The sequence below is a fragment of the Brevibacterium sp. CFH 10365 genome, from assembly GCF_009299785.1.
GTDB lineage: Bacteria > Actinomycetota > Actinomycetes > Actinomycetales > Brevibacteriaceae > Brevibacterium > Brevibacterium limosum.
Map to the genome: position 1 here is coordinate 183,425 of NZ_VIGO01000008.1, position 11,290 is coordinate 194,714.

The window sequence follows — 11,290 nt, forward strand, 5'->3', positions numbered from 1 at the left end:
AGGAACTCCCGAACACTTTCACAAAGGAGCAGTACACGCATGGCACGTGTCGTCGTTGAGGTGATGCCCAAACCCGAGATCCTTGACCCCCAAGGCAAGGCGATCTCCGGCGGGCTGACCCGTCTGGGCTTCACCGGGTTCGGTGAGGTTCGTCAGGGCAAGAGATTCGAACTCGAGGTCGAAGGCGAAGCCACCGAGGAAGTCCTCGCCCAGGCGCGCGAAGCCGCGGAGAAGCTTCTGTCGAATCCCGTGATCGAAAACGTTGTGGCAGTGCGTGTGGCCGAGGATGCCTCGTGACCGCTGTCGCCGCTGACCCCACCGCCGAGGCGGCTGCCGAGTCCGCGGTCTCCGTCGGAGTCGTCACGTTCCCCGGAACACTTGATGACCGCGACGCCGCCCGCGCCGTGCGCCTGGCTGGAGCGAAACCGGTGAACCTGTGGCATGCGGATTCGACCCTGTCCGGAGTCGACGCCGTCATCCTGCCCGGCGGTTTCTCCTATGGCGACTACCTGCGCTGCGGTGCGATCGCCGGTTTCGCTCCGATCATGGAGTCCGTCGTCGCCGCGGCGAATGCCGGTATGCCGGTGCTCGGCATCTGCAACGGCTTCCAGATCCTCTGCGAATCCCGCCTGCTGCCCGGTGCGCTCATCCGCAACGATCACCAGCATTTCATCTGCCGCGACCAGGACCTGGTCGTGGAGAACGCGAACACCGCGTGGACAAGCGACTACGAGCAGGGTCAGACGATCCGCATTCCGCTGAAGAACGGTGAGGGCGGGTTCGTCGCCACCGACGAGGTGCTCGACGAACTCGAATCCACCGGACGCGTGGTCTTCCGCTACCAGGGCTTCAACCCGAACGGGTCTCTGCGAGACATCGCCGGAATCACGAACGAAGCAGGCAATGTCGTCGGCCTCATGCCGCACCCCGAACACGCCGTCGAGGCCGGTTTCGGCCCCGAGTCCGGCGGCGGAATCGACGGTCAGGGGGTCTTCTCCTCGGCCGTGCGCACCCTCGTCGCCAAGGGCTGAGCCGACCGACTGCCCCGGAGGCACCGACAGACGAACGACGCCAGTTCCTTAACTCAGAACCAGTGTTCTGAGTTAAGGACCTGGCGTCGTTTGCATCCTGTTGACGGGTGGAGTGATCACGGGCCTCTATTCGTCGATGTACACCCTCAGTGGCGCCGAGTCCTCAAGGTCGCCGCATTCTGCAGTGATGACGTATTTGCCCCACAGCTCCTTACTGGAATCCGCCACGTATCTGACTGATGCGGACTCATCTTCACCGGCGAGTTGGCGCTTTTCCCAGACCTTCGTCTGACCATCCGTGTTCTTCTTGAACACTCGGAACACGATCTCGTCTTCGGCCGAGCAGTTGACCATTGTGAGATTGACTCCGTCGGTGCCGAGAACCGTGTCGTTCGTTTCCTCCTCTGGATGCACCAACAGAGTGCCATCGTCGTATTCACCTCGATCGCCCTCCGCGATGAGGTCGACTCTGGTGAACATCTCCTTCACTGTCTCACCGTCGCGTTCGACATAGACCGTGAACGGAACGTCTGTCGGAACATCCGGTTCCTTGTCCACGACAACCGAACCATCGAAGGGCCCGTCCTTCTTCACCACGGACTTCTTGTCGTTGAGGTTCGTGGTGACGACGTCCCCGGCTTTGAGCCCATCGACGGTGTATTCGATGCCCTTGCCGTGGGCGACCTCGTACAGCGTCATCGTCGCGTATCGCAGCGCCAGATCTTCATCGTGAGACTTGGGGTCGTCCTCCGAGCCTTCCTCCTCTGCTGCCGCAGATTCGCTCGAGTGATTTCCGTCGGTTGGCACAGAGCCCGAAGGTGCGGCGTCGAGACTCGAAGCGGCCGTCGGTCCGGCGGCGAAAGCCGAGATGCCGAGGGCGACGGTCGCGGCGAGTGCGAGCTTCTTCATTGTGATCGTCCTTCTTTCGTCCTTGCCAGCGATGTCCGGAAAACGTCGCCGGGATGTTCTGCCGTATTCGGTTGTGGTGCGACCTTAGGCAGGACGAAAGGGTTCTGTGGAGTTCTGATCATTGTGGTCATGACAACTTCGAAACAGCATTTCGATCTGTTTCGAGACGTCAACGTGACCTGCCGAATCGAACACTGAGCCGACTTTCAGATTCGAGTTCCGCTCGCAACGGCCCCTCGCCGAGGCGGCGCTGTCGTTCCTGGTCATCCGCTCTGGCCCAGCGTGGCCAAGTCGGACCGGACCCTGTCAGAAACGGCGAGCTGATAAGCGCGCACAAGTCCTGATCAGCTTGCCGATCACATCGTCATCACTTCGCAGAATTCGGCAGGCTGGATTGTTATCGCCGATTTCGGAGATTCCAGGTTGCGGTCCCCTGCTCGCGACTCCGGAAGAGGGGACCGCAATCGTCAGCAGCATCCTGGACGGACTCAGTCCTCGGCCCAGTCGAGTCCGACAGCAGACTCTAAAGTGCTGTTCGTCGCGTGCAGCGATACGGCCCAGGTCTTGTCTCCGACGATGCCGTCGGAGTCGACCCCGCCCCAGTTCTGAAAGCCCTCCACGGACTCTTCGGTGCCGGTCCCGAAGTCTCCGTCGGCTTCGCCTGGCGACGGCCAGTCGCCACTGTCCGCTCCGGCGATGAGGACCTCCTGGAGATCGCGGACGACATCGCCATTCGACCCGGTCTGCAGCAGGGGCATCGGCCCGCCGTTCGGCAGGGCCTCCCAGGTTTCGTCTCCGACGATTCCGTCGACCGTCAGTCCGGCACCCTCCTGGAATCGCTTCACCCCCGCTTCGGTGTCGGGACCGAAATCACCGTCGACATCGACGCTGAGATCGGGGGTTCTCCGCAGGGCTCGCTGAGCCCGCAGGACTGTGGTGCCTGTGTCGCCGCGTCTGATTGTGGGCTGTCCGGGATTGGCCATGATTCTGCTCCTTCTTCATTGATGTCATGGAAGCTTCCTTGCCGCCATGACGACCAAGCTAGGTCCGGTGGTCCTGCACCATCAAGGTTCCGACGAGACTCAATGGAGGTGCACGCGAACTGGCTCGGCGATGCGCGCGAGCACAGCACAGATCGGCCCCGGTTCTTCGACTCGAAGTCGAGGATCCGGGGCCGACCCTTTCCGCCAGGACCGCCTCTCGCCGTCGGGCCGGGTGGAGTCACCAACCCGACGGGTCACCGGTCACTGTCAGTCCTTGTTCTTCCGGCGGGCCAAGCCGATGGCCGCTGCACCGCCGAGGATGAGCAGAGCGCCTGCAGTCAGCCCGGTGAGTTCGGCACCGGTGCGCGGCATCGATGAGCCCCCTCCGGAGCCGCCGGCTTCGCCGGACTCCCCTTCGTCCCCGCCGCCGGTGACGACGAACTCGCCTGATCTGCTGACATCCATGCAGTCGGCAAAGACCTGATAGCTGCCGACGTAGTATGCCGGATCGTCACCGAGGCCATAGACCTGGATTCCGGCTGCGCCGTCCTCATCAGCCGTTGCGGTCTGCTCGTAGAGCTTCTCGCTCTTGTCCCCGGAGTACACCTCGAAATGGACCTCGGCGTCCGCTGCGCAGTCGGTGATTGTCATCTGCACGCCCTTGTCCCTGTCGATGAAGTCGACTCCGGAGATTCGCTCGGGGTCGATCGAGAGCTTCGGGTCGACGACGCTGCCGTCATCGGTGACAGTGAACGTGGTCTCTGCGCTCTTGTCGCCGCAGGAAGCCTGGACGATGAAGTCTCCGACCCACCCTTGGCCGCCGTCGCCGTCGGGGACGAACTGGGCGGATCCGGCTGCGTCTTCACCGGCTTCCTGGGTCTCGTCCCAGATCACGGTGTCGGGGTCTTTTGCGGAGCTCACTTGGAACTTCACGTCGGAGTCGACATGGCAGTTGACGAGAGTGATGTTGACGCCGTTCTCGAGGAAGTCGGCCAACTCCTGGCTCTGTGGAGTCACGCTGAGATCAGCATCGGATCCGTCGTCGTTCTCAGTGACCGAGTATGTCGTCTCGGCGCTCTCGTCACCGCACTTCGCGCTGACCACGAAGTCACCGATCCATCCATCGCCTCCTGTGCCGGGCATGAAGGACGTGGATACCGCACCGTCGTCGCCGGCGGTCTTCGTCTCTTCCCAGATGTTCGTGTCGTCGCCCTTGCGGACGATGGTGACGGTCACCTCTTCGCCCGCCTCGCAGCTGCTCACGGTGATGTCGACGCCGTTGTCGAGGTACGAATCGATGCCTTGACTCTGCGGATCGACGCTGACGGCTGCATCCGAGTCGTCGTGGTTCTCGGTGATCTCCACGCTGCCGGTGAACGTCTTCGACTCCTGACCGTCGCGGGCGACAGTCACAGTGACGTCGACGACATCGCCGACCTTGAGCTCGGTGTTGCCGCGGAGCTCTCCGTTGAACGTTCCGTCGCTGTCGACGGTGACGGAGCCGTTCTCGCCGGGATCGGCGGTGACGGTGTCTCCTGCCTCGAGGCCGGTGATCGTGTAGGGGATGGCTTCCGCCGCATCGTCGACCGGCATCGTCGGCTGGTCGAGGGAGAACGAGGCGTCGATCGGGCTCGACTCCTCGGTCGGCTCATCTGAGCCTTCGTCCGGATCGGCGGCGTTCTCCTCGCCTCCCGGATCAGCGGAGTCCTCCCCGTCACCGGGTTCGGTGGGTGTTCCGTCGTCGCCGGGATCTGCGGCGTCCTCGCCGGGGCCCGTGGGTGGATTCTCTGATCCCGGGGTGTCGCCGCTCGCGTTGCCTGCGTCTCCTGCGGCCCGGATGTCTGTCGATTCAGAGGGTGAACTGTCGTCTGCCTGCGCGGCCGCCGGGCTCACTCCACCGATGGAGAGAGCCAAAGCGAATGTTGCCGCCATTGCCAACCGTTTCATGATGGTCCTTCCAGAGTTCTGGCCGGTTGCCGTTTTCAGTTGTGTCAAGGACCATACGCAGGCAATCGAGCGCGCACGACTTTAGTTCATTTAGGTCATGACAGAAGTGATAGAGCGGTTTTGCCGAATATTTATCACTTCGCAACATCGTTCGCCCATCCCGATTCCGGCAACCCAGTCCATTTAGCCCGAGGCTGCGCGCTGACCAGCACAGCAGCCTCGAATCAGCCAGCCGATCCGCACGGCCCGTTGTTCAGGACAGGGTCACGTTTGGGTCGACTTCGGCATTATGGGCACGAAAAACGTTATGCCGGTTTCTCGCCCGCTGCCTGATTTCCGCGGTGGATGCGTCGCAGGGTCCCCGAGTTCGGGGACCCTGCGACTCTGGTGAAGGTTCAGGCCTTTTGCGGGGGATCTTCCGCTGCCCGAACCGCGGCGCTTCCACCGTCGTCATTCATCCCGTCCGCATCGCCACCGCCGGAGGTCGCCGCCTCGTCGACCGGTCCACCGGGTTCGGTCTCGGCGAGGACTTCGGCGGTGAACTGCTCCTCGGCGTCCTCCCCGCGGAACTGCGACATGTACAGCCGGTGGTAGGCGCCTTCGGCGGCGAGCAGCTCATCGTGATTGCCGTGTTCGACGATCGCTCCGTCCTCCATCACGAGGATGGTGTGGGCGTCGCGGATCGTCGACAGTCGGTGGGCGATGACGAACGACGTCCGATCGCTCCGCAGAGCCGCCATCGCCTGCTGCACGAGCACCTCGGTGCGGGTGTCGACCGAGGAGGTCGCCTCATCGAGGATGAGCAGCGAGGGGTCGGCGAGGAAGGCTCGGGCGATGGTGATCAGCTGCCGCTCGCCGGCCGAGACGCTGCCGCCGTCGGAATCGATGACGGTGTCGTAGCCGTCGGGCAGCTGCCGCACGAACCTGTCGACCATCGTCGCCTTGGCGGCCGCGATGACTTCCTCATCGGTGGCGTCCAGCCGACCGTAGCGGATGTTGTCGGCGATCGTGCCCTCGAACAGCCACGCGTCCTGAAGCACCATGCCCACATGGGAACGCAGGTCGGCGCGGCTGAGGTCGCGGGTGTCGATGCCGTCGAGGAAGATGGTCCCTCCCGTGATCTCGTAGAAGCGCATCACGAGGTTGACCAAGGTGGTCTTGCCGGCACCCGTCGGACCGACGATCGCCACCGTATGACCCGGTTCCGCGGTGAAGGACACCTGTTCGATGAGAGGCATCTCCGGAGCGTAGCGGAAGCTCACTTCAGAGAACTCGACCTTGCCGGGAGTGCGCGGCGGCAGCTCCCGCTGCACCTCGTCAGGGTCCTCCTCTTCGGCGTCGAGCAGCTCGAAGGTCCGCTCCGCCGAGGCGACACCGGACTGAAGCATGTTCGCGACGCCGGCCATCTCGGAGATCGGCTGTGAGAACTCGCGTGAGTACTGGATGAACGCGGTCGCATCGCCGAGCGTCATCTGTCCCGTCGCAACCTTGAGTCCGCCGGCGACGGCGATGAGGACGTAGCTGAGGTAGGACACGAACTGCATCGAGGGCATGATCATGCCGGAGACGAACTGTGCTCCCGCCGAAGCCTTGTACAGCGATTCGTTGCGCCGGTCGAACTCCTCGAGCATGACCTCGTCACGGCCGAAGGCGCGGACGATGTCGAGGCCGGAGAACGATTCTTCGACGTGCCCGTTGACCTCCCCGGTGTGCTTCCACTGTGCTTTGAACAGCTTCTGCGACCGGGTGCCGATGACACCGGCGATGATCGCCGACAGCGGCAGGGCGATGAGAGCCAGCAGTGCGAGCTGCCAGGACACGATGAACATCATCACGCCGATGCCGATGATCGTCAGTGCCGACTGCACGAGCTGCGAGAACGCCTGCTGCAGGGCCTGCTGAATGTTGTCGACGTCGTTGGTCACTCGCGACATCACGTCGCCGCGCTGACGGGTGTCGAAATAGCGCAGCGGCAGCCGGTTGATCTTGCGTTCGATGTCCTCACGGAGTCGGTAGACCACGCGCATGACCAGGGCGTTGAGGATATAGCCCTGTGCCCACATGAGCATCGAGGCAACGAGGTACATGAGCAGGACGACGATGATGATCTGCCCGAGGGCAGTGAAGTCGATCCCCTGTCCGGGGACCACCTCGGCGGTGGCGAGCATATCGGCGAAGTCGTCCCGCCCTTCGGCGCGGGCGCCGGCGATGATGTCGTCGATGTTCGCGCCCTCGGGCAGCTGAGCGCCGATGATGCCGGAGTAGACGACGTCCATCGCTTTGCCGAGCACCTTGGGTGCGATGACGGTGAGGACGACGGAGCCGACGACGAGGGCGACGACGTAGATCATGCCCTTCTTCTCGGTGGCCATGAGTCCGAACAGCCGTTTGACCGAGGGCCAGAAGTGCTTGGCCTTGCGCGGAGGTGTGCCTCCGCTCATCTCGAGCTCTTCACCGCTGGGGATGTATTCGTCTTCCGGTGCCACCACGGTCTCTGTTGAGGTGTCGTCGGCCATGTCAGTTCACCTCTTCCGTGGTCAGCTGCGATTCGATGATCTCGCGGTAGGTCGAGTTCGACTCGGCGAGTTCCTCATGCGTGCCACGGCCGACGATCTTCCCGGCTTCGAGGACGATGATCTGATCGGCGTCGCGGATCGTCGACACGCGTTGGGCCACGACGATGACCGTGGCCTCCCCCGTCGATTCGTCGAGGGCTGCCCGCAGCCGTGCGTCGGTGGCGACGTCGAGGGCGGAGAACGAATCGTCGAAGACATAGATCTGCGGCTTCACCGTCAGGGCTCTGGCGATGCACAGCCGCTGACGCTGCCCGCCCGAATAGTTCGTGCCTCCCTGGGCCACGCGTTCCCCGAGGCGGTCCTCCTTCTCGGCAACGAAATCGTCGGCCTGAGCGATGCGCAGGGCCTCCCACAGCTCCTCATCGGTGGCGTCGTCATTGCCGAATCGCAGGTTCGAGGCGATTGTTCCGGAGAACAGGTACGGCTTCTGCGGTACCAGACCGATCAGCTGAGCCAGCTGGTGGCGGTTGAAGTCGGTGACGGGGGTGCCGTCGATGAGGATCTCGCCTTCCTGCGGGTCGATGAGTCTGGGGATGAGGTTGACGATCGTCGACTTCCCGGCACCGGTCGATCCGATGATCGCGGTGGTCGTACCGGGCTGGGCGGTGAAGCTCAAGCCTTCGAGGACGGCCACCTCGGCGCCGGGGTATCCGAAGGTGACATTGCGGAATTCGAGCTCACCACGGCCGGGCATCTCCGTGACACCGGACGGAATCGCCATCGTGCTGCGGGTATCGAGGATCTCGGCGATGCGTTCGGCGCAGACGACGGCGCGCGGAATCATCATCATCATGAACACGCCCATCATCACGGCCACGAGGATCTGCAGCAGGTACTGCAGGAACGCGGTCAGCGATCCCACTTCCATCTGTCCGGCGTCGACCCGGTGACCTCCGAACCACAGGACGGCGGCGGTCGCGAGGTGGAGGATCATCATGATGGCGGGGAACATGAGGACGAACAGGTTGCCGACCTTGACCGAGGTTTCGGTCAGGGCACGGTTGGCGTCGGCGTAGCGGTCGGTTTCGAAGGGTTCGCGGACGAAGGCGCGGATGACCCGGATGCCCGTGATCTGTTCGCGCAGGACGCCGTTGATGTCATCGACCTGATCCTGCATGCGGCGGAACAGCGGCATGAGGAGGTAGACGAGGATGGCGACGACGACGAAGAGGACGGGCACGGACACCCACACCAACCAGGACAGCCCCGCGTCTTCACGCAGCGCCATGATGATGCCGCCGATGCACATGATCGGTGTCGAGACCATGAAGTTCAGGGTCATGAGCACCAGCATCTGAACCTGCTGGACGTCATTGGTGTTGCGGGTGATGAGGGTAGCGGATCCGAACTTTCCGACTTCGAGCATCGACAGGTCGTCGACCTGCCGGTAGATGGCGCGCCGGAGGTCCCGGCCGACGCCCATTCCCGTCCGTGCGCCGAAGTAGATTGCGGTGATCGCGGTGATGACCTGGACGAGGCAGACGAGCAGCATCGTCATGCCCGTCGACCAGATGAAGTCCGTGTCGCCCTTGGCAACACCTTCGTCGATGATCCGAGCATTGAGGCTGGGCAGGTACAGCGCAGCAATGGTCGAGGCCAGCTGCAGGATGACGACCAGGATGATGAACGGCCAGTAGTTTCCGGCGTATTTCAGGGACAGGCGGAGTAGTGCCACGTTGAACGTCCTGAGTGATGAGTGACTGATGATTGAGTCGTGAGAGTTGCAAAGCGCAACAGACTACCTTACATGGATTCTCCTCTCGGAGGTAGGCGTTCAGGCGACGGATCGGGCCGGTCAGTTGAGATCCCTACCTCACCATGAGGCACTGACACGACCATCGCACCGCGTGCCTCCTCGATTCTCGAGCGCTCCCGCATACGCTTGACAGCATGAGCTCAACTCTGCAGGACCTGGTCAATCGCGCCGTTTTCTACTCAACTGAGGTGCAGACGCATTTCGGTGCGCGCATCGCCGACGCCGAATGGGAAGTCGACTTCAGCGCCGACCCGCACCTGACGTTCACGTCTGCCGACGGTGTCGTCCTGCGCGCCAGGCCGCATCTGGTCGGTTCGGAGTCGGATCGGGAGAAGACGTGGCTGTGGGGGTGGGAGAACGTCAACGACTTCCCCGACGCCGTCGTCGGCCTCTCCCACGAGGTGCGCAAGTTCGGCGCCGCTGAGGACGTCAGCGAGCTCACGACCGCCGAACTCAACCTCGATGAGGAGCTCGCACTGCGTCTGACTCTGGCCTCGAAGGAGGCCACCGACAAATGGGCCCACTACCCTGCCGCTGCCGGCGCCGGAACCACGGTGTGGCTGCTCGTCGATGCCGCCGAGATCGCACTGCCCACCCCGCAGGTCAAGGTCTCGGTGCGTGCGCTCATGCAGGGGCTGACACAGACGACGGTGACCGATCACCGCGCGGCCATCGCATCGTACGTTGCCAAGCGCGGCATTCCGACGGCAGAGCTCCCCGATGGGGGCCTGCGGATGCTGTTCGCCGATGGATCCGCGGACCTGTCCTTCGACGATCAGCGCCGAATCTCCAACTGCGATCTGAATGCGCCCCTTGAGGGCGAGGCCGCTGAGCAGTTCGCCGCCGCTGCGGCTTCCGCTGGCACCCCCGCCGAGGCGGCCGCCGCCTCCCGTACGCCGGGCTCGACTCCCGCTCCCGCCGCGGAAGAGACTGCCGCACCTTCGACGACGGCCCCCGTGGCCCCCACGCCGACTCAGGCAGAAGCGGCCCCCCATACAGAGTCGGCGACGGTCGAGGAGCCCGCTGCGGAGTCGTCCGCGGCCGCCGGAGCTCAGGCCGACGAGGTTGCCGAACCCGCGTCAGAAGGCACAGACACGTCGCAGGAGCGGAAGCGGCCGGAAGCAGAGCAGCCGCGAGGAGACAAGCCTGTCGAACCTGCCGAAGCGGAGACACCAGTCGAAGAAGAGTCTGCCGAGGAGACCAAGCCGAAGAAGAAGGGGCTGTTCTCGAAGCTGTTCGGGCGCTGATGCTCAGCTGAGCTGGTTGGTCGCTGACAGATGACTTGGGGCCCCGCCGGTCGGCGGGGCCCCAAGCGATTCACCGGTCTTCAGCGATTGACGGGTGCCTCGGGAGCCCAGTGGAAGCCGCGGTCGAAGAGGAACCGTCGCTCCTCATCGTTGTACAGTGTCAACTCCCCGTCGTCAGTGTGCAGCGAGAACTCCTCTCCTCCGGTCTTCGAGTACCGGAACTCGAGTTTGCCAGAGGAGTCGCGGATGAGCGTCTGAGCGCCTTTCCGCACCGGGTACAGCTCCACTGTGATCGTCTGGTCGTCGACGCTGTAGAGGCCGTCCTGGAAGTCTCCGTCGGAGTACCGCACGCTCATCCTCCTGTCCTTGCCGGATCCGATCTGACCGAAGGCGATCTGAGTGATGTCCTCAGTCGTATGACCGGTGCCCTCGATCGGAGCCGGCTTGCCTGACGCAGTGACAGCGTAGACACCCGAGATCTCCTCCGGCGACCCAGGACGCCCCCAATCGAAACTGATACCAGCAGCAAGACCGCTTCCGACCAGGATGATGACGGCGAGTATCGACGAGACCCGGCGAGTGATCCGGAGGTAGATCCGATTGCGCCAGATGTGCCCGCTGACCCCGGGTCCGGTGCTGCGACCGAGAGCGAATCCCACCGCTCGAGGGACATTGTGGATGAGCAGTACGATGCCGACAAGCGCCATCGCTCCGGAGAGCTGCTTCACGGGCACGTCGAAGGTCAGATTGAGGAGGAATACGACGCTCATATCGACCGTCGCGACGAGTGCGCCGATTGCTCCGAAATAGGGTTCCCCGCCCTTTTGCTCCCTGACGGGGG

General features: G+C 63.5%; 9 protein-coding genes. 3 read left to right on the top strand and 6 right to left on the bottom strand.

Annotated features, from left to right (window positions below):
- The first annotated feature begins 39 nt into the window (after nucleotides 1–39).
- Together purS and purQ are read left to right on the top strand one after the other, a co-directional pair.
- Complete coding sequence (gene purS, locus FHG09_RS16630; RefSeq protein WP_039208104.1) at nucleotides 40–297, top strand: phosphoribosylformylglycinamidine synthase subunit PurS; 258 nt, start codon at nucleotides 40–42, stop codon at nucleotides 295–297.
- Entirely contained in the window at nucleotides 294–1,031 is a 738-nt protein-coding gene (gene purQ, locus FHG09_RS16635) for a phosphoribosylformylglycinamidine synthase subunit PurQ (protein ID WP_152348754.1), read from the top strand. The genes purS and purQ overlap by 4 nt, the downstream gene beginning before the upstream one ends.
- Nucleotides 1,032–1,157: 126 nt before the next feature.
- Here the strand turns inward: purQ and FHG09_RS16640 are convergent, their stop codons facing one another.
- From FHG09_RS16640 to FHG09_RS16660, 5 genes are all read right to left on the bottom strand, one after another.
- The gene (locus FHG09_RS16640) at nucleotides 1,158–1,940 is read right to left on the bottom strand and encodes a hypothetical protein (protein WP_152348755.1); all 783 of its coding nucleotides are present in this window, start codon (nucleotides 1,938–1,940) and stop codon (nucleotides 1,158–1,160) included.
- Nucleotides 1,941–2,428: 488 nt separating this feature from the next.
- Nucleotides 2,429–2,923 carry a peptidoglycan-binding domain-containing protein gene (locus FHG09_RS16645; protein ID WP_152348756.1) on the bottom strand — a complete coding sequence of 165 codons (495 nt, stop codon included), beginning with the start codon at nucleotides 2,921–2,923 and terminating at the stop codon, nucleotides 2,429–2,431.
- A gap of 267 nt (nucleotides 2,924–3,190) precedes the next feature.
- Complete coding sequence (locus FHG09_RS16650; RefSeq protein ID WP_152348757.1) at nucleotides 3,191–4,870, bottom strand: LPXTG cell wall anchor domain-containing protein; 1,680 nt, start codon at nucleotides 4,868–4,870, stop codon at nucleotides 3,191–3,193.
- A gap of 395 nt (nucleotides 4,871–5,265) precedes the next feature.
- Entirely contained in the window at nucleotides 5,266–7,386 is a 2,121-nt protein-coding gene (locus FHG09_RS16655; protein ID WP_319803270.1) for an ABC transporter ATP-binding protein, read from the bottom strand.
- Nucleotide 7,387: 1 nt separating this feature from the next.
- A complete protein-coding gene (locus FHG09_RS16660; protein ID WP_152348758.1) occupies nucleotides 7,388–9,121 on the bottom strand; it encodes an ABC transporter ATP-binding protein in 1,734 nt (577 codons plus the stop codon).
- A 215-nt stretch (nucleotides 9,122–9,336) separates the two neighbouring features.
- On the opposite strand from FHG09_RS16660, the gene FHG09_RS16665 reads away from it, so the two are divergent.
- A complete protein-coding gene (locus FHG09_RS16665; RefSeq protein ID WP_152348759.1) occupies nucleotides 9,337–10,449 on the top strand; it encodes a DUF6882 domain-containing protein in 1,113 nt (370 codons plus the stop codon).
- Between the two features lie 80 nt (nucleotides 10,450–10,529).
- Here the strand turns inward: FHG09_RS16665 and FHG09_RS19870 are convergent.
- On the bottom strand, nucleotides 10,530–11,290 hold a 761-nt coding region (locus FHG09_RS19870), incomplete at its 5' end, for a DoxX family protein (protein ID WP_193627418.1).

Excerpts from the sequence above, each read along its gene's own strand:
- purS (WP_039208104.1), top strand. The coding sequence starts at position 40 with ATGGCACGTGTCGTCGTTGAGGTGATGCCCAAACCCGAGATCCTTGAC.
- FHG09_RS16640 (WP_152348755.1), bottom strand. The coding sequence starts at position 1,940 with ATGAAGAAGCTCGCACTCGCCGCGACCGTCGCCCTCGGCATCTCGGCT.
- FHG09_RS16645 (WP_152348756.1), bottom strand. The coding sequence starts at position 2,923 with ATGGCCAATCCCGGACAGCCCACAATCAGACGCGGCGACACAGGCACC.
- FHG09_RS16650 (WP_152348757.1), bottom strand. The coding sequence starts at position 4,870 with ATGAAACGGTTGGCAATGGCGGCAACATTCGCTTTGGCTCTCTCCATC.
- FHG09_RS16655 (WP_319803270.1), bottom strand. The coding sequence starts at position 7,386 with ATGGCCGACGACACCTCAACAGAGACCGTGGTGGCACCGGAAGACGAA.
- FHG09_RS16665 (WP_152348759.1), top strand. The coding sequence starts at position 9,337 with ATGAGCTCAACTCTGCAGGACCTGGTCAATCGCGCCGTTTTCTACTCA.